Source organism: Kribbella hippodromi, assembly GCF_039531045.1.
Taxonomy (GTDB): domain Bacteria; phylum Actinomycetota; class Actinomycetes; order Propionibacteriales; family Kribbellaceae; genus Kribbella; species Kribbella hippodromi.
On the sequence record NZ_BAAAPH010000005.1, the window covers coordinates 185259 to 202994 of the forward strand.

Sequence of the window (17736 nt, forward strand, 5' to 3'; positions counted from 1 at the left end):
GTCCAGCCTGGAGTTTCGCTTTATGCTGGACAAGTACCCACTAAATAGTCAGGTACTGACGGAAAGGTAAGCATGCGCCCGTACACCTGTGGCCTGGATGCCGCCGCCGACGTGATCGGCGGCAAGTGGAAACCGCGCATCCTGTGGGCACTGCACCACGGGCCGATGCGGTTTGGCGAGCTGCGGCGGGAGATCCAGGGCGTCACCGAGAAGATGCTGATCCAGCAGTTGCGCGAGCTGGAGGCGCGCGGAATCGTGCATCGGGAGGTGTTCCACCAGGTGCCGCCGAAGGTTGAGTACTCACTGACCGAGCTCGGTATGTCACTCAACGTAGCGCTGATGCCACTGGACGAGTGGGGCGCGAAGCACATGGACGTACTGGAAGCCAGTCGCTGAGCCCGCGCCGCAGCGGCCCGTCCGGCCTCGATTGGGTTTCGTGCAGGTCAGTGGCGTAGACTCTCTCCTTGGCTCTTTGTAGCCATAGCCAGTCACGTCTACAGAAGTGCGAGGACATGCCCAAAAAAGAGGGAGTCATCGAACTCGAGGGCACCATCGTCGAGGCCCTGCCGAACGCGATGTTCCGTGTTGAGCTGTCCAACGGGCACAAGGTGCTCGCGCACATCAGCGGCAAGATGAGGCAGCACTACATCCGGATCCTCCCCGAGGACCGGGTCGTCGTGGAGCTGTCGCCGTACGACCTCACCCGGGGTCGCATCGTCTATCGGTACAAGTAACACCACCAACACCTGTCGAAGAAAGTAGCTCGATGAAGGTCAACCCGAGCGTCAAGAAGATCTGCGACAAGTGCAAGGTGATCCGCCGGCACGGCCGGGTCATGGTGATCTGCGAGAACCCGCGGCACAAGCAGCGGCAGGGCTGACCAAGCCTTTCGCAGGAACACGGCACTTTCGCACCACAGCGCGCACGCTCATCCAGGTCACCCTGGATGTTGCCCCCGGAACAGAGGCCGGGGCCCTGCCGGTGAAATCCCTGCTCGATGGAGCAGCGGGAATCACCGAGGCGGGCGGGGACGCGGCGCGCCACCACACCTCTGCTGACGAAAGGAACACCGCCAGATGGCACGCCTCGTAGGAGTCGACCTGCCGCGCGACAAGCGCATCGAGGTCGCTCTCACCTACATCTTCGGCGTGGGCCGTACACGCGCTCACGAAACGCTGAAGAACACCGGGGTCTCCCCGGACAAGCGCGTCCACGAGCTGGGCGACGACGAGCTGGTCAAGCTCCGGGACTGGATCGAAGGCAACTACAAGATCGAAGGTGACCTCCGTCGCGAGGTGACCGCGGACATCCGCCGCAAGATCGAGATCGGGTCGTACCAGGGTCGCCGGCACCGCAGCGGGCTGCCGGTGCGCGGTCAGCGCACCCGGACCAACGCCCGCAGCCGCAAGGGCCGCCGCAAGGCGATCGCCGGCAAGAAGAAGAAGTGACCCGGATGCCCGCAAACGATTCCGTCGACCACCCCAGGAGCAACTGAATGCCTCCCAAGAGCCGCAGTGCGGCCGGCGCGAAGAAGGTGCGCCGCAAGGAGAAGAAGAACGTGGCCGCCGGCCACGCGCACATCAAGAGCACGTTCAACAACACGATCGTGACGATCACCGACCCGACCGGCGCGGTCATCTCGTGGGCCTCCGCGGGCACCGTCGGCTTCAAGGGCTCGCGTAAGTCCACTCCGTTCGCCGCGCAGATGGCCGCCGAGGCCGCCGGGCGCCGGGCGATGGAGCACGGCATGCGCAAGATCGACGTGTTCGTCAAGGGTCCTGGCTCCGGCCGGGAGACCGCGATCCGTTCCCTGGGTGCGGTCGGCCTCGAGGTCGGCACCATCCAGGACGTCACCCCTGTTGCCCACAACGGCTGCCGCCCGCCCAAGCGGCGCCGGGTCTGACCTTTCGAGAGGAGCGAGAACAACCATGGCCCGTTACACCGGACCTATGACCAAGAAGTCGCGCCGTCTCGGGGTCGACCTCGTCGGTGGCGACAAGGCGTTCGAGCGTCGTCCGTACCCGCCGGGTATGCACGGCCGCGGCCGCCCGAAGGAGAGCGAGTACCTGCTCCAGTTGCGCGAGAAGCAGAAGGCGCGCTACTCGTACGGCGTCCTCGAGAAGCAGTTCCGCCGGTACTACGAGGAGGCCTCGCGGCGCTCCGGCAAGACCGGTGACAACCTGCTGCAGATCCTCGAGTCGCGGCTGGACAACGTTGTGTACCGCAGCGGTCTGGCCCGTACCCGCCGGCAGGCCCGTCAGCTCGTCGTGCACGGTCACTTCACCGTGAACGGCGTCAAGGTGAACATCCCGTCGTACCGGGTTTCGGCGCACGACATCATCGATGTCAAGCAGAAGTCGGCCGAGACGACGCCGTTCATCATCGCCCGGGAGACGCACGCCGAGCGTGTGGTTCCGGCCTGGCTCGAGGTGATGCCGGAGCGGCTGCGCATCCTCGTCCACCAGCTGCCGACCCGGCAGCAGATCGACACTCAGGTCGCCGAGCACCTGATCGTCGAGCTCTACTCGAAGAACTGATCCGGTTCCGGCCGGCTGCCTGCGGGCGGCCGGCCGGATCGGTGCGTTCTTCACCTCTCGCGGCCTCAAATAGTGGTCGTCGCGACGAAAGAAGGAACCCACAGTGCTGATCGCACAGCGCCCCACCCTGACCGAAGAGGTCGTCGGCGAGTACCGCTCCCGGTTCGTGATCGAGCCGCTGGAGCCGGGCTTCGGCTACACCCTCGGCAACTCCATCCGCCGTACGCTGCTGTCCTCCATCCCGGGGGCCGCCGTCACCAGCATCAAGATCGATGGCGTCCTGCACGAGTTCTCCACCGTGGCCGGGGTCAAGGAAGACGCCACCCAGCTGATCCTGAACCTGAAGGACCTGGTCGTCTCCTCCGAGCACGACGAGCCGGTCACCATGTACCTGCGCAAGCAGGGCCCGGGTGACGTCACCGCCGCGGACATCGCGCCGCCGGCCGGTGTCGAGGTGCACAACCCGGACCTGAAGATCGCCACCCTGAACGAGAAGGGTCGGCTCGAGATGGAGCTGGTCGTCGAGCGTGGCCGTGGCTACGTGTCGGCCGTTCAGAACAAGTCCGCGGACGCCGAGATCGGCCGGATGCCGGTCGACTCGATCTACTCCCCGGTCCTGAAGGTCACGTACAAGGTCGAGGCGACCCGGGTCGAGCAGCGCACCGACTTCGACCGGCTGGTCGTCGACGTCGAGACCAAGCCGTCGATGCTGCCCCGCGACGCCGTCGCGTCGGCCGGCAAGACGCTGGTCGAGCTGTTCGGTCTGGCCCGCGAGCTGAACGTCGAGGCCGAGGGCATCGACATCGGCCCGTCGCCGGTGGACGAGCAGATGGCCGCCGACCTGGCGCTGCCGGTCGAGGACCTGCAGCTGACCGTCCGGTCCTACAACTGCCTGAAGCGTGAGGGCATCCACACCGTGGGTGAGCTGATCTCGCGCAGCGAGCAGGACCTGCTGGACATCCGGAACTTCGGCTCCAAGTCGATCGACGAGGTCAAGCTGAAGCTGGCCGAGATGAGCCTGTCGCTGAAGGACTCGCCTCCGGGCTTCGACCTGCGCGCCGCGTCCGGTGCCTATGGCAACGAGGCGGACGACGAGGACGAGAGCTTCGCCGAGACCGAGCAGTACTGAGCTGACCTTGGCCCGTCGGGCCGATCCCAACGGCTCGACGAGCCTTAGATTCCTGGAGTTATGAGATGCCAACCCCCACCAAGGGTGCCCGCCTGGGCGGCAGCCCGGCGCACGAGAAGCTGATCCTCAGCAACCTCGCGACGTCGCTGTTCGAGCACGGCGCGATCACCACCACCGTGGCCAAGGCCAAGCGCCTGCAGCCGCTGGCGGAGCAGATGATCACCAAGGCGAAGCGCGGTGACCTGAACTCCCGCCGCCAGGTGATGAAGCGGATCAAGGACAAGAGCGTCGTCCACGTCCTCTTCACCGAGATCGGCGAGCGGTACGCGGACCGTCCGGGTGGCTACACCCGGATCACCAAGCTCGGCCCGCGCAAGGGCGACAACGCCCCGATGGCGCGGATCGAGCTGGTCGAGGCGCTGTCCGACTCGCCGAAGGCGAAGAAGGCGCCGGCGAAGAAGGCCGCGGCCGCCGAGACCAAGGCCGAGACCAAGACCGAGGACAAGGTCGAGGACGCCGCGCCGGTTCAGGACGTGGTGGCCGGCAAGTTCGAGAACTCCGCTGCCCCGAATGCCGACGGCTCCGCGCCGGAAGGCTTCAGCATCAAGGGCAACGAGGACTCGATGAAGTACCACACCACCGAGTCGCCGTGGTACGAGCAGACCGTCGCCGAGGTCTGGTTCAAGACCGAGGCCGACGCCGAGGCGGCCGGTTTCGCCAAGGCCGGCGGTTCGGACGACGACAAGTAGGCAAGTAGTTCTCCAGAACCCCCTCACCGCACGGTGAGGGGGTTCTGTTGCGTTAGATTGCCGTGTGCGTTGGCGGATCGATCTCAGGTATGACGGGACGGCTTTTCATGGCTGGGCCCGGCAGACGGGGCTTCGTACCGTGCAGGGCGCACTGGAAGAGGCGATCCGGGTCGTACTGCGGCTTCCGGAGCCGGTCACGGTCACCTGTGCAGGTCGGACGGACACCGGCGTACATGCGCGGGGTCAGGTCACGCATGTCGACGTGGAAGCCGCTGTGGACCCGCTGAGGCTGTTGAGAGGGCTGAACGGCGTCCTGCCCGAGGATGTAGCTGTCACGGCCGTCACGGCGGCTCCAGAGGGCTTTGACGCCCGGTTCTCCGCTCTGGCCCGCCGCTACGTGTACCGGTTGTGCGACGACCCGGCCGGCTGGGATCCGCTGACCCGTGCCCACGTGCTCCGGGTCGGGCGGCCGATGGATGTGGAGCGGATGAACGCGGCGGCAGCCGGACTGCTCGGTGAGCACGACTTCGCCGCGTTCTGCAAGAAGCGCGAAGGTGCGAGTACGGTCCGGGCGCTGCTGGAGTTCTCGTGGCAGCGGACCGGTACTGGGCAGCTGGAAGGCACTGTGATCGCGGATGCGTTCTGTCACTCGATGGTGCGCGCACTGGTCGGCTCGATGCTCCCGGTAGGTGATGGGCGTCGCGACGTGGCGTGGCCGGCCGCCGTACTGGCCGGCAAGCTGCGGGACTCGGCCGTGTCGGTGCTGCCCGCGCACGGCCTGACACTGGAGGAAGTGCGCTACCCGGCAGACGATGAGCTGGCCGCGCGGGCACTGCAGGCCCGTCAGGTCAGGGGAGAGGTACACCAGCGTGGCTGATCACTACTTTTCCGCGGAGCCCGGCTCCGCGGACGTACGCCGGACCGTCGAGGCACGGATCTGGGGCAAGCCGTACACGTTCACCACGGCGACCGGAGTGTTCTCCCGGGACCGCTTGGACATCGGTACGGCCGTGCTGCTGCGCTCGGTTGAGGCACCGAAGGGCTCCGGTACATACCTCGACCTGGGCTGCGGGTACGGGCCGATCGCCTGTGCGCTGGCTGTGGAAACAGCTGCGACCGTGTGGGCAGTCGATGTGAACACCCGCGCGTTGGAGCTGACCGCGGCGAACGCGAAGGCCGCCGGCGTCGCGGACCGAGTACATGCGGTGCTGCCGGACGGCGTACCGGACGACCTGCGCTTCGACGCCATCTGGTCGAACCCGGCGATCCACATCGGCAAAGCGGAACTGCACAAGATGCTGCTGCACTGGCTGGCCCGCCTCGCACCCGGCGGGGTCGCCTGGTTCGTCGTCGGCAAGAACCTGGGCGGAGACTCCTTGCAACGCTGGCTGACCGACCAGGGCTATCCCTGCGAACGAGTAGCCAGCGCAAAGGGCTTCCGAGTCCTCCGCGCCACCACCAGCTGATCAACTAGCTGCGGCCAGACCTGTCTTGGCCGGATTTGGCCTGGCCGGTGTACTGCTGACGGGGTGCGGAACCCTCCGCGCCCGGGCGGGAACCTCCTGGCGGAGCTTGTCCGGTGGTCGCCGCCGATACCGCTTGCTGCAGGTTGCTCATGATCCCCACCCCCGGACCGGCGAGCGTCTTCCGGGCCTTGCCGACCGCCGCGGTGACCTTCTGGCTCAAGTCCTCGCCGGCCGACGACCGGCTCCAGACATGCAGCTTGGACCTGCCGTCCCGGTCGGCTTCCGCCGCGCTGGTCAGGGCGGCGCGCAGGTCCGTGGCCAGGGTCCGCGTGGCGTGGGCGCGTACCTCAGGGCTCACTGCGGAGCCGATACCGCTGAGGCTCATCGCGGCGGCCTGGTCGAGGCGCTCGTTCGGCGGTGTGGTGAGGAGATGTTTCGCGGCTTCGTGTGGCTCGAGGTCGCGGTGGCGACCCGCATTCGCCGTCAGGGCGGCCACCACCTGAGCCGTCGCGGTCGGAGGCAGCGGGACGCTGTGTTCCGGGCCCAGCTGTGCCGGGCCGTAGCCGATTGCCGCCAGCAGTTGAGGCTCCTGCCGAGTGGCGAAGTCCTCGGTGAGCTGATCGTCCAGCGCCTGGTCGGTCGCGTCCCTCGGGGTGGTGCCGGGTGCCTCCGGGTTGCACAGCCGGGCAGCCTGTACGCCGACCGTGTGCACCGCGGACCTGACCTCCGGCGAAGGTGGCCTGGACGTGTCCGCCGCATCCAGTACGCCGACGACCTGATCCCGGTCGAAGGTCAGAGATCGATCGGAGCCGACAGCGCCGGTACCGTCGCCCACGGACTCGCGGAGCCGGCCGCTCCAGTAGTCGGTGTTGAACTTGAGGTGCAGAGTCGCCACCCCGATACCGGGTGCCCTGGTCTGTGACAGCTCGGTTTGTACGGCGGACATCACGCTCGCGACCTGCTGGTAGCCGGCCTGTTCGGTCTGGACCGGCTGCCGCAGGAAGCCGGCCACGTTCTGCATCGCGCCCGCGACCATGCGTTCGCCCTGACCCCGGCTGTTCTGTGGGTCGAGCCGGCCCAACTCGTCGAAAGTCGCTTCGAGGTCCGCGGCCACAAATTCCTTCAGCCGGTCGACGTGATCCCGGGGCAGTTGGCGCCGAGAGCCATCCGGAAGCCGGTGGTGGAGGCTGTCCTGCTCGACCAGCACAGTGGCGAGCGCCCTGAAGCGCCCGGCCGGCGGGACTGTCCGGAGCAGCCTGTCGATCTCGCCAGGCCGCATCCCCACCCGGCGGCTGACCCGTTCGGTGAGCTCCGCTGCCGCGCCCTGAAGCAACGGATGGCGATCCGGTCCGGTCTGGCTCTCGATTCCGCCGGCTGGTTCGAAGCTGGCGGGCAGGTTGTGCATCCCGTTCAGGATCGCGGTCACATCGACGGTGTTCGCGCGGACACCGATGTCCAGCGCCAGGGCGGCGCGATCGAGCGTGCGGTCGGCCGGCTGGACCAGTTCGAGATAGGTGTCGCCGAAGTCGGCCACCGCGGCCCGCAGGTTGCTGAGGTCCTCGGCGGTGTGGGGCCGGAACTTACCGGCCCACTGCGCGTTGTACTGCCGGTCACTGATGACTGTCATCGTGTACGCGGTCCACTGGTTCAACGTGATCGAGCCGTCCTGATGGGCGGCACTGCGGGTTTCGGCGTCCGTCCATCGATAGAGCGGCAGTCTCCCCCGGGCGCCGGACGGCCGGCCCAGCGCGGCGTCCAGCCGGCGAGCCCAGTTCTCGGCAAGCATGTCGGTGCGCTCGATCCTGTAATCGATCGGCTCACGGTCGTTCACCATTGAGATCCCAGCCCCTCACGGTCGCGCAACAGTTGGCTGAGGGTAGCGGCCGTCCGGGCTCATTGGGCCTGGGCATGGCCATACTTGGCGGGCGTCTTCGGGTGCAACGGATCGGCGGCCGGGGGCGTCCTGAGGGTATGGAGGCAGCCTTGGCGGCAGCGGAGGCACGGAGTGGGCAGCTGGAGTTCGAGGGCTGGGTGGCCGAGAAGGCGGACGCCCTGCTGCGGTTCGCCTATGTGCTGACCGGGGACACCCACCTGGCGGAGGACGCGGTGCAGGATGCGCTGACGACCGCGTGCGCTCGCTGGGGCCGGGTCAGCCGTGCCGACGACCCTGAGGCGTACGTGAAGCGGATGGTGGTGAACGCGCACATCTCCTGGTGGCGGCGGTTCCGCCGGCGGGAGGCACCGGTGGATGATCCGGTCCGGACGGCCAACGCGGTTCCAGACGGTGCGGCCGCCCGAGCCGAGTCGGAAGCGGTCTGGGCGTTGTGCGCGACCTTGCCGGACAAGCAACGGGCCGCTGTCGTACTGCGGTTCTACGAGGAGTTGTCGTACGCCGAGATCGCCCAGCTGCTGCACTGCGCGGAGGCGACCGCGCGTTCGCACGTACACCGTGCACTGGCGGCGCTGAAGACCACATTGGGTGCAGATGAGAGTACGAAAGGAGCCGAGGATGCCTGAGCACGACCCTGAGCAGGAGCTCGGCCCCAAGATCACCTCCGCACTGCAGAACCAGGCACACAACCAGTCCGGTCTGCAGCGGAACGGGCTGGCCACAGAGGCGCGCCGGCGGGTGCACCGCCGTAGGCAGGGCTGGTTGGCGGTGGCCGGCGCTGTGGCCGTCATCGTGGTGGGCGGCGTCGGGGTGAACCTCCTGACGAACAACTCACCAGTCGCCACCAGCAGCAGTGACAGCGGCGGGAGTGCGGTGCCGAAGCGGTCCGGGAACGCGCTGGCGCCGACACCGGAAGCGGCGGGCTCCGCATGTCCGACCGATCACCCGATCCTGCGGGCGGCCGGTCCCAGCGCGCTGCAGGCGAGTACGGGGCTCGACCTGAACACACCGGTGACCGGGATGCGCGCCTGCCGGTACGGATTCGCCGAGGGCGGCACCGGTCTGTTGGGGCAGGAGAACTTCGACGCGGCTACGGCACAGCAGGTGGTTGACGCGATCAAGGTGCTCCCGGAGCGCAATCCGGCGCTGCCGGTGTTCAAGTGCGCCCCACCGACCGCCAAGCCGTCGGAGGCGATCGTGCTGCGCTTCGAGACCGGTGCGGGGGTCCGGGAGATCTGGGTCGAGTACGACGGGTGCCAGTCGGCCGGCTTCTTCACCGGGTCGCACACGTACGGCCTGTACGCCGCGCCACTGAAGCTGTTCATGACAGGTTCGGTCCGCCCGTCCGGAGGCACGTACCTGAACGCACTCAAGGGCTGGTAGCTCAGTCCGTTCGCCTGGAGGGCTGGTCCGGCTGCGGACGACGACTTGCTCGATGGAGGTTGGAAACTGGGGCGCCCGCCCAGCTCTTCGGTTTGCCCGTTCCCCACCCTCCCCCTGGCGTCCAGCCGGCCCTCTGTTCGTCCATCAGCTCGCGGAGGTGAGAGACCTCCAGGTCGGCAGTGGAGCGCCCGTAGTGTGACTCGATGCGTTGCAGCAGTGCCACCTCATGCGCGTTCATCCGCATCCGCGGTGCATTGTCGCCGTACCGCCGGTAGTGCTGTTCGACAGCCTGCACCTCCTGTTCCAGCCGCTGCACCGCCTTCGCACCGGACTCCTGGCCGCGGTCGGCAAGCAGATCCGGTACGACGTGCGCCAGGTCGTACTCCGCGAGTAAACCGAGCTCCTCGCGCAATGGCTGCCCCAGCACGAGCCGGAGCTGCGACCGGTGCTCCGGCGGCATCAGCCCGTCGAGCCGGCTGTCGATCACCACATCGGCCATCGCGTTGTACCGCTGCACGAACGGCGCCGAGTCGACAGCCGCATGCACCTCGTCCCACGGCCGCCCGCTGATCCGCTGCAGCCCGTCCAGCACGCCCTCCACACCGGCCTGGTACCCGGTGTACGAGCTCACCACGTCCACCTCATGAATTCGCGGGAACGCGTCGGCCATGCCGATGTCGTCGATGACCGGATCGAGGAGCCGGTGCGCGTTGCTGTCCGCGAGGCCCTCGGTCACGGGGTCGCACTCCATCGAGTCGAACCGAACCGCATCGGGCGCGTTCTGGTCACCGCCCTGGTGCTGGTGGTGGTCGGTCTCATGGACCACCACCAGGACAGCTGCCCGGGCCTGGCGGGTCGTCCAGTCGTCCAGCGGCTCGGTCGCGTCGTACGCACGGAACAGCGGGTCGAGTACCTCCGGCCCGTTGATGGACAGCGGTCCATTCGGCTGCGCGGTGGCGCCCATGCCGGACCGCTCCTCGTACAGCCGACGGTTCCACGACGAGGGGCGACCGGTCCGCCGCTCGACCGCGGCCACGACCTGCGCCACCCACTGATACTCCCGAGTATCGGGAAGGATCTCCGGCCCCATCCAGCGCTGCGTCGGCACAGCGCAGGATAACCGTTCGCTCGGGTTGGGTGGGTGCGGTCAGACTGGGGGGATGGGTCACGTCGAGGTCGCTGGTGTCGGGTACGAGTTGCCGGATGGGCGGGTGTTGCTGGACGACATCACGTTCCGGGTCGGCGATGGGGCGAAGGTCGCGCTGGTGGGGGCGAACGGGTCCGGCAAGACGACGCTGACCAGGATCATCGCCGGTGACCTGAAGGCGCACAGTGGCAGCATCGCCCGGTCCGGTGGGCTCGGCGTGATGCGCCAGTTCGTCGGGTCGGTGCGGGACGAGTCGACCGTACGCGACCTGCTGCTGGGCGTCGCGCCGGACGCGATCCGGGAGGTGGCGGCCCGGCTGGACAAGGCCGAGCTGGCGATGATGGAGGCCGACGACGAGAAGACCCAGCTCAAGTACGCGCAGGCGGTGGCGGACTGGGGCGAGGTCGGCGGGTACGACGCGGAGGTCCTCTGGGACGTGTGTACGACGGCCGCGCTCGGCGTACCGTACGACCGCTGTCGCTGGCGTGAGGTGAAGACGCTGTCCGGTGGCGAGCAGAAGCGGCTCGTACTGGAAGCGCTGCTGCGCGGTCCGGACGAGGTGCTCTTGCTGGACGAGCCCGACAACTACCTGGACGTACCAGGGAAGCGCTGGCTGGAGGAGCAGCTCCGTAGCTCCGACAAGACCGTGCTGTACATCAGCCACGACCGGGAGCTGCTGGCGAACACAGCCACCCGCATCGTCACCGTCGAGCTCGGTGCGGCCGGCAACAACGCGTGGACGCACGGCGGCGGCTTCGCGACGTACCACGAGGCCAGGCAGCACCGGTTCGAGCGCTTCGAGGAGCTGCGGAAGCGCTGGGACGAGGAGCACGCCAAACTGCGTGCACAGATGCTGATGTACAAGCAGAAGGCCGCGTACAACTCCGACATGGCGTCGCGCTACCGGGCCGCACAGACCCGGCTGCGCAAGTTCGAGGAGGCCGGACCGCCGCAGGCACTGCCGCGTGAGCAGAAGGTCAGCATGCGGCTGACCGGTGGGCGTACAGGCAAACGTGCTGTCGTCGCCACCGAGCTGGAGCTGACCGGTCTGATGAAGCCGTTCGACCTGGAGGTCTGGTACGGCGAACGGGTCGCTGTGCTTGGGTCGAACGGCTCCGGCAAGTCGCACTTCCTCCGGCTGCTCGCCAACGGCGGTTCTGATCCGGATGTGGAGCACCGGCCGATCGGTGAGGTACCGATCGCACCTGTGGCGCACACCGGCAACGCCAAGCTCGGTGCGCGCGTACGGCCGGGCTGGTTCGCGCAGACCCATGAGCACCCGGAGCTGGTCGGCCGCACGCTGCTGGAGATCCTGCACCGCGGTGACGATCACCGGGAGGGCATGGGCCGCGAGCTGGCGTCCCGGAAGCTCGACCGGTACGAGCTGGCGCATGCTGCCGAGCAGACGTTCGACAGCCTGTCCGGTGGGCAGCAGGCTCGTTTCCAGATCCTCCTGCTGGAGCTGTCCGGTGCGACGCTGCTGCTGCTGGACGAGCCGACCGACAACCTGGATGTGGAGTCAGCGGAGGCGCTGGAGGAGGGCCTGGACAGCTTCGACGGCACCGTGCTGGCGGTGACCCACGACCGCTGGTTCGCGCGCGGCTTCGACCGGTACCTGGTGTTCGGCTCCGACGGCTCGGTGTACGAGCCGGACGAGCCGGTCTGGGACGAGGGCCGGGTAGAACGCGCCCGCTAGCGCCCGCTAGCGCTCCTAGGGCGAGACACACCAGCCGTCGCGGTACGCGGCCCAGTCCGCGTCCGTGGCGGCGAAGTCGACGTACAAGGCCAGTCCGAAGTTCTGGCGAGGTGAATCGCCCAGACCGAGCCGGGCACCGCGGACCGCGGCGGTGACCGTCTCGGCGTGACTCCAGTGCGCCGGATTGCTCTCCCAGTACGCCGGAAGCCCCATCAGCAGGTCGGTGCCCGGGGGAGTGACCGCCAGCGCCAGGTTGGTCTGCTTGGCGACATAGCCGCCGTACAAGGACTCCAACGGCATGGCGGTGTCGTACGACATGACCGCGATCTGGTTGACGCGTTCGGCAACTTGGCGGAAGTAGTCCTGCGACCACCACTTGTCGACCGGGATCGAGTGCAAGTACCAGAGCGGATCGATCTGCGCGGCGGCGACCGACAATGTCGTACCCAATGCCCGCGTCTCGTCCAGGACGGCCAGGTACCCCTTGCTGCCGGATCGCACCGGCTCGAAGTCGTAGTGGATGCCCTGAAAACCCTGCTCCAGTACGGATTTCGCGGACGCGACCACCTTCTGGCGTACGCCCGGATCATCCAGATTCATCCCAGGGTCCTTGCCGGGCCGCACCACATCGCCCAGCCACGCCTGCACGCGGACGCCCGGCGCGGCCGCCCTGATCGCCTCGACGAACCACCGCGCCTTCGGCGAAACCTTTGCCAGCGGCAACGATCCGTCGTGCTCGAGCGGTCCGGTGTGTACGTACAGGTCGCGGATGCCCGTGCCCCGCAGCCGCGCGCCCAGTGCGGTCACGTCGGCGGCGGTCTTCCGGCCGTCGACCCAGGCATGGCCGAGCCAGAGCGCGTCATGGTTCCGGGTCCGGGCGTCCGCCGACGGCTCACCGGCGTACTGCACCCGGAGTGAGATCGCGAAGCTGCCAAGTGGAGCCACCACGAGCAGGACGATCGCGGCCGTCACCGCGATCAGAGTGCGGCGGAGCTTGGACCAGGATCGCCAGCGGCGCCTCACGAGTACGGTTTGAGGCCGTCGTAGATCAGGTTCAGCATCCGGTCGCGGACGGCCGGCTCCAGCTTGGCCGCGGTCGCGCCGCGGGACGCGCCGATCAGCAGCGCGTACACCTCGGGGAACTCGGCGTCAGTACGCACCGCGCCAGCTCGTTGCGCGGCGGTCAGCAGGTCGTTGAAGGCCGATCGCATGCCTCGCCCGGCTTCCTGGGCTTCCGCGCCGACCACCGCGCCGGCGGCGGTCAGTGCCTCGGCGATCGCCAGCTTGGAGGCCGACTCGGACACCACCTGGGTGAAGAACTCGTAGAACGCCTTCCCTGGTGCGGCGTCGCCGGACAGCTCGCGCGCCCGCTCCCGCAGCCGTTCCAGCCGCAGCGTCAGCACTGCCTCGAGCAGCTCGGTCTTGGTCGGGAAGTGCCGGAACACCGTCGCGATCCCGACTCCCGCCTGCCTGGCCACGTCATCGGTGGACGCACTCGGCGACCGCCCGAAGACGTCGTCCGCGGCGGTCATGATCCTGGCCCGGTTGTCCCGCGCGTCTGCTCGCACCCCAGCTCCCCTCCGTCGCTCTCAGCCTAGAAGACGCCGCGAACCCCCGGTCTGGTTGTAACAGAAGTCAATACTCCATATATTCGAAGTCACCACTCCGTTTATCTTTCGTGAGGAACCCCGCGATGACTCCTGAAGAGGTCTTCCTGAAGCTCGTGCACGGCGTCGCCGACCGCGACTTCGCCGCCCTGCCCGAGCTGTACGCCGAGCAGACCGACGTCCGGCACCCGATGAACCCGTACGGCGACCGCCCGCTGCTGTCCCGGGAAGCGCTCCGCGAGCACTTCGGCGGGACCGGGCCGCGGGTCACCGAGGTGGTCCGGTTCCGGCCGGAGAACATCCGGGTGCACGAGACCGCCGACCCGGAGGTGATCGTGGCCGAGTTCGAGTACGCCGGGACGATCCTGGCCACCGGTGAACCGTTCCGGACGCCGGCCGTCTTCGTGCTCCGGGTCCGGGACGGGCTGATCGTCGAGTCCCGGGACTACATCGACCACCTGGCGATGATCCGCGCTCGCGGGCAGGTCCCGGAACTCGTCACGTACCTGACGGAACCGGCGGCGGCCACCGCGACGTCCTAGTCCACAGAGGCGCCGAACGGCCCCGGACCGAGACACCAACCGTCCGCCCGGGGCCGTTTCCAATCTCAGCTGAAGAGCCAATCTCAGCTGAAGAGCCAATCCTCAGGTGACTCAGGTGACTCAGGTGATGACGCCGCCCTTCGCCCGGCAGGTGTCCCTGATGTGCCAGAAGTTCTTCAGGTACTCGTCGTGCACCGTCCGGCCCATCACCCGGACCTGTGCCTCATCGGCCTGCCGGAGCGCCGAGTACGAGAAGTTGTGGCTGCCCGTGTACACCCGCGGCACGATGTCGTTGTCGAACCCGCCGTCGATCAGCAGGTACTTCGAGTGCACCCGGACATCGATGCCTGGGGCAACGTTGTAGTTGCACTTGGTGATCTGCACCGGCGCCGACTTCAGCGCGGTCAGCACGGCGTCGTTGGCGTTGGTGAGGACGACGTCGACCCAGCACCCGTCCTTGCGCAGTTGCGCCAGCCGCTGCGCGATCGCGGGCCGGTTGAAGTCCCACATCGCCACGCGGACGTCGGTCTGGTGCCGCGAACCGTCCGCTTCGGTGTACGTGCAATGCACCGAGCCGAGCGTATTGTAGACGGTGTCGGTGGCGGGATCGTCGAACGGCTGACCGGCCCGTTCCTGGCGCGGGAAGAAGAACGCCCGGTAGTCCGTACCGCTGCCGGAATCCTTGTAATAGTTGTTGTTTCCGGCCGCCACGTACCGGTACGAGCGCAGGTCGGAGAAGTACGTCCGGTACGCCGCGTACGTCTTCGGATCCGAGTACGTGAGCGCGTTGTTGTACGCCTCGTTCTGGTCCCAGATGCCCAGGTTCGCGGACGCCTGGTAGACCACCGAGCCGGCTTCCGCGCCGGAGCTCTGCCGGATCTTCGAGAAGGTGAAGAACTTGTTGTGGTTGTACGGCGTGACCGGCCCGTCCGACCATTGCTTGACCCGGGTCGCGATACAGCCGCGGATCGTGCCGGCGGGTGACTTGTCGGCGCAGTCGACGACGTACGACGGCTGGTCGTCGGCGGACCCGATCGCGGCCCGCAACCGCTGGGTCGCGGCCGAGTTTTTGGACTTCTGGTCGACGATCAGCTTGATCTTGACGCCGCGGTCGTGGGCCGCGATCAGCCGGTCGACGAGGTCCGGGTCGGTGGCGGTGTCGGCGGTGTCCGGCGGGTCGAAGCCGAAGAACGACCCCTGAATCTCCTCGCCGGCCGGCACCCGGTCGATCAGGCCGGCCAGCTGGACCTGAATGGTGTTCTGCTGGGCAGTCGTTCCGGCCGGGTCGTTGAACACCGCGTGCCCGATCACCGGATCAGGCACGGCGGCGGGCGCGGCCGACGGCTGCAACGCCGGACCGGCGAGCAGCACGAGCGGGACGAGCAGCGCGGGCCGCATCGGGCGGCGCATCAGCTCACGGACGGGATGAAGCATGTGACCTCCTGGGGGCGGATCAGAAGGATGTTCACTACTCAGCCCATAGTGCCGGAAAATTTCCTCCGTGAACAGCAACGGCCCCCGACCGGTCGGTCGGGGGCCGTCGCAAGCTGGGTCAGCGGTCGCCCATCGGGACGTACTGGACGCCGCGCCCGCCGGTGTAGATCTGCTTCGGCCGGGCGATCTTCTGGTCGCCGTCACCGAGCATCTCCAGCCACTGCGCCAGCCAGCCGGACGTCCGCGGAATCGCGAACAGCACGGTGAACATCTCCGGCGGGAACTGCAGCGCTTCGTAGATCAGGCCCGAGTAGAAGTCCACGTTCGGGTACAGCTTCCGGGAGACGAAGTACTCGTCCTCGAGCGCGATCTTCTCCAGCTCGACGGCGATCTTCAGCAGCGGGTTGATCCCGGTCACCTCGAAGACGTCGTCGGCCGCCTTCTTGATGATCTTGGCCCGCGGGTCGTAGTTCTTGTAGACCCGGTGACCGAAGCCCATCAGCCGCTCTTCGCCGTTCTTCACGCCCTCGATGAACGACGGCACGTTCTCGACGCCGCCGATCCGGCGCAGCATCTTCAGCACCGCCTCGTTCGCGCCGCCGTGCAGCGGGCCGTACAGGGCTCCGATCCCGCCGGCCACCGCGGTGTACGGGTCGACCTGGGTCGAGCCGATCGCGCGGACCGCGTTGGTGGAGGCGTTCTGCTCGTGGTCGGCGTGCAGGATGAAGAGGATCTCCAGCGCGCGGACCAGCCGGTCGTCGGCGGCGTACTTCGGCTCGCTCATCTTGAACAGCATGGACAGGAAGTTCGCGGTGTAGCTGAGCTCGTTGTCCGGGTACACGTACGGCTTGCCCTGCGCGTGCCGGAAGGCGAACGCCCCCAGGGTCGGCATCTTCGCGATCAGCCGGCGGATCTGCAGCGCCCGGGACTCCTCGTCGAAGATGTCCCGCGACTCCGGGTAGAACGTGGACAGCGCGCCGACCGAGGCCAGCAGCATGCCCATCGGGTGCGCGTCGTACCGGAAGCCCTGCATGAAGGTCTTCAGGTTCTCGTGCACGAACGTGTGATACGTCACGTCGTGCGCCCACGCTTCGTACTCTGCCTTGTTCGGCAGTTTGCCGTTCACCAGGAGGTACGCCACCTCGAGGTAGTTGGACTGCTCGGCGAGCTGCTCGATCGGGTACCCGCGGTACTCCAGGATGCCCTTGTCGCCGTCGATGAAGGTGACGGCGGAACGGCAGGACGCGGTGTTGACGAAGCCCGGGTCGTAGGTGGCCAGGCCACCGTCGCCGTCGGCGGCGCTGATCTGCTTGAGATCCGCGGCACGGATGGTGCCGTCGGTGATGGCAAGGTCGAAGTCCTTGCCGGTCCGGTTGTCCCGGACGGTGAGCGACTGTTCGGTCACGATGCCCTCTTCGGAAGCTGGCGTCATCGGCCGCTGAGTGAGGGTTATCGTCAGCCGGCGGGACGCGGGTCTGGACTGCAATCTTTACGGCTAAACTAGTGCGGTCCTCAGCTGCTTCCAAGCCGGGGTCCCCTCGGCGGCCGGGCTCACTTTGACCCGTACGCACCGACGCCGGTATTCTAGGACGCTGTTGTGCGTTCCAGGTCCATCCTCAGTCGGCGGACCGCTCGCCGACGTCCAGTTTTGCCAACCTCTGAGAAACGAAGGTCAACGACCGTGCGCACGTACAGCCCGAAGCCTGCTGACGTCACCCGTGAGTGGCACGTGATCGACGCCACCGACGTCACGCTCGGTCGGCTCGCCGTCCAGATCGCCACCCTGCTGCGTGGCAAGCACAAGCCGACGTACGCTCCGCACGTCGACGGTGGCGACTTCGTCGTCGTCGTGAACGCGTCGAAGGTGGCCCTGTCCGGCACCAAGCGGACCGACAAGCTGGCGTACCGGCACTCGGGTCACCCGGGTGGTCTGACCGCGACGCCGATCGGCGAGATCCTCGACAAGGACCCGCGCAAGGCCGTCGAGAAGGCCGTCTGGGGGATGCTGCCGAAGAACCGCCTGAGCCGGAAGCTGCTGACCAAGCTGAAGGTGTACGCCGGCCCGGAGCACCCGCACACGGCCCAGCAGCCGAAGCCGTTCGAGATCACCCAGATCGCCCAGTAAGCGATCGACGAACCAGGTAAACGAGGATTC

21 protein-coding genes are annotated in these 17736 nt (G+C 67.6%); 15 read left to right on the forward strand and 6 right to left on the reverse strand.

Features of this window, described 5'->3' with window-relative positions:
- The first annotated feature begins 72 nt into the window (after positions 1–72).
- The 10 genes from ABD260_RS09710 (at position 73) to ABD260_RS09755 (ending at position 5881) form a co-directional block, all read left to right on the forward strand.
- Positions 73–396, forward strand: a complete 324-nt coding sequence (locus tag ABD260_RS09710; RefSeq protein ID WP_344233054.1) for a winged helix-turn-helix transcriptional regulator — start codon at positions 73–75, stop codon at positions 394–396.
- Positions 397–512: 116 nt separating this feature from the next.
- A complete protein-coding gene (gene infA / locus ABD260_RS09715) occupies positions 513–734 on the forward strand; it encodes a translation initiation factor IF-1 (RefSeq protein ID WP_012923661.1) in 222 nt (73 codons plus the stop codon).
- 32 nt (positions 735–766) lie between these two features.
- Positions 767–880 carry a 50S ribosomal protein L36 gene (gene rpmJ, locus ABD260_RS09720; protein WP_008361054.1) on the forward strand — a complete coding sequence of 38 codons (114 nt, stop codon included), beginning with the start codon at positions 767–769 and terminating at the stop codon, positions 878–880.
- Between the two features lie 196 nt (positions 881–1076).
- Positions 1077–1448: a 30S ribosomal protein S13 gene (gene rpsM / locus ABD260_RS09725; protein ID WP_184840609.1), complete on the forward strand. Its 372-nt coding sequence runs from the start codon at positions 1077–1079 to the stop codon at positions 1446–1448.
- Between the two features lie 47 nt (positions 1449–1495).
- A complete protein-coding gene (gene rpsK / locus ABD260_RS09730; RefSeq protein ID WP_130384622.1) occupies positions 1496–1903 on the forward strand; it encodes a 30S ribosomal protein S11 in 408 nt (135 codons plus the stop codon).
- 25 nt (positions 1904–1928) lie between these two features.
- The gene (gene rpsD / locus ABD260_RS09735; protein ID WP_184840619.1) at positions 1929–2537 is read left to right on the forward strand and encodes a 30S ribosomal protein S4; all 609 of its coding nucleotides are present in this window, start codon (positions 1929–1931) and stop codon (positions 2535–2537) included.
- Between the two features lie 103 nt (positions 2538–2640).
- Positions 2641–3666, forward strand: a complete 1026-nt coding sequence (locus ABD260_RS09740) for a DNA-directed RNA polymerase subunit alpha (RefSeq protein WP_344233055.1) — start codon at positions 2641–2643, stop codon at positions 3664–3666.
- A gap of 65 nt (positions 3667–3731) precedes the next feature.
- Positions 3732–4415, forward strand: coding sequence for a 50S ribosomal protein L17, sunset domain variant (rplQ, locus tag ABD260_RS37780; protein ID WP_344233056.1), 684 nt, complete (start codon positions 3732–3734; stop codon positions 4413–4415).
- 64 nt (positions 4416–4479) lie between these two features.
- Complete coding sequence (truA, locus tag ABD260_RS09750; RefSeq protein ID WP_344233057.1) at positions 4480–5292, forward strand: tRNA pseudouridine(38-40) synthase TruA; 813 nt, start codon at positions 4480–4482, stop codon at positions 5290–5292.
- Positions 5285–5881: a class I SAM-dependent methyltransferase gene (locus ABD260_RS09755; RefSeq protein WP_425553313.1), complete on the forward strand. Its 597-nt coding sequence runs from the start codon at positions 5285–5287 to the stop codon at positions 5879–5881. The genes truA and ABD260_RS09755 overlap by 8 nt, the downstream gene beginning before the upstream one ends.
- Before the next feature lie 4 nt (positions 5882–5885).
- Here ABD260_RS09755 and ABD260_RS09760 read toward each other — a convergent pair whose 3' ends face one another.
- Positions 5886–7715 (reverse strand): hypothetical protein, encoded by a 1830-nt coding sequence (locus ABD260_RS09760; RefSeq protein ID WP_344233058.1) that lies wholly within the window; start codon positions 7713–7715, stop codon positions 5886–5888.
- A gap of 137 nt (positions 7716–7852) precedes the next feature.
- Between ABD260_RS09760 and ABD260_RS09765 the strand changes: the two genes are divergently transcribed.
- Together ABD260_RS09765 and ABD260_RS09770 are read left to right on the forward strand one after the other, a co-directional pair.
- A complete protein-coding gene (locus ABD260_RS09765; RefSeq protein ID WP_344233059.1) occupies positions 7853–8398 on the forward strand; it encodes a SigE family RNA polymerase sigma factor in 546 nt (181 codons plus the stop codon).
- Positions 8391–9155, forward strand: a complete 765-nt coding sequence (locus ABD260_RS09770) for a hypothetical protein (RefSeq protein ID WP_344233060.1) — start codon at positions 8391–8393, stop codon at positions 9153–9155. Before ABD260_RS09765 ends, ABD260_RS09770 begins: the two co-directional genes overlap by 8 nt.
- 1 nt (position 9156) lies before the next feature.
- Here the strand turns inward: ABD260_RS09770 and ABD260_RS09775 are convergent, their stop codons facing one another.
- Positions 9157–10203 (reverse strand): hypothetical protein, encoded by a 1047-nt coding sequence (locus ABD260_RS09775; RefSeq protein ID WP_344233061.1) that lies wholly within the window; start codon positions 10201–10203, stop codon positions 9157–9159.
- A 112-nt stretch (positions 10204–10315) separates the two neighbouring features.
- On the opposite strand from ABD260_RS09775, the gene ABD260_RS09780 reads away from it, so the two are divergent.
- Positions 10316–11998 carry an ABC-F family ATP-binding cassette domain-containing protein gene (locus ABD260_RS09780; protein WP_344233062.1) on the forward strand — a complete coding sequence of 561 codons (1683 nt, stop codon included), beginning with the start codon at positions 10316–10318 and terminating at the stop codon, positions 11996–11998.
- Between the two features lie 15 nt (positions 11999–12013).
- Here the strand turns inward: ABD260_RS09780 and ABD260_RS09785 are convergent, their stop codons facing one another.
- Entirely contained in the window at positions 12014–12970 is a 957-nt protein-coding gene (locus ABD260_RS09785; protein WP_344233063.1) for a glycoside hydrolase family 18 protein, read from the reverse strand.
- 47 nt (positions 12971–13017) lie between these two features.
- The gene (locus ABD260_RS09790; protein ID WP_344233064.1) at positions 13018–13566 is read right to left on the reverse strand and encodes a TetR/AcrR family transcriptional regulator; all 549 of its coding nucleotides are present in this window, start codon (positions 13564–13566) and stop codon (positions 13018–13020) included.
- Positions 13567–13691: 125 nt separating this feature from the next.
- Between ABD260_RS09790 and ABD260_RS09795 the strand changes: the two genes are divergently transcribed.
- Positions 13692–14147 carry a nuclear transport factor 2 family protein gene (locus tag ABD260_RS09795; protein WP_344233066.1) on the forward strand — a complete coding sequence of 152 codons (456 nt, stop codon included), beginning with the start codon at positions 13692–13694 and terminating at the stop codon, positions 14145–14147.
- A gap of 120 nt (positions 14148–14267) precedes the next feature.
- On the opposite strand, the gene ABD260_RS09800 is transcribed toward ABD260_RS09795, so the two are convergent.
- Entirely contained in the window at positions 14268–15581 is a 1314-nt protein-coding gene (locus ABD260_RS09800) for a phospholipase D-like domain-containing protein (RefSeq protein ID WP_344233067.1), read from the reverse strand.
- Positions 15582–15699: 118 nt separating this feature from the next.
- Positions 15700–17013: a citrate synthase gene (locus ABD260_RS09805; protein WP_184840647.1), complete on the reverse strand. Its 1314-nt coding sequence runs from the start codon at positions 17011–17013 to the stop codon at positions 15700–15702.
- Between the two features lie 249 nt (positions 17014–17262).
- On the opposite strand from ABD260_RS09805, the gene rplM reads away from it, so the two are divergent.
- Positions 17263–17706, forward strand: a complete 444-nt coding sequence (rplM, locus tag ABD260_RS09810; protein ID WP_184840649.1) for a 50S ribosomal protein L13 — start codon at positions 17263–17265, stop codon at positions 17704–17706.
- The last annotated feature ends 30 nt before the right edge of the window (positions 17707–17736 follow it).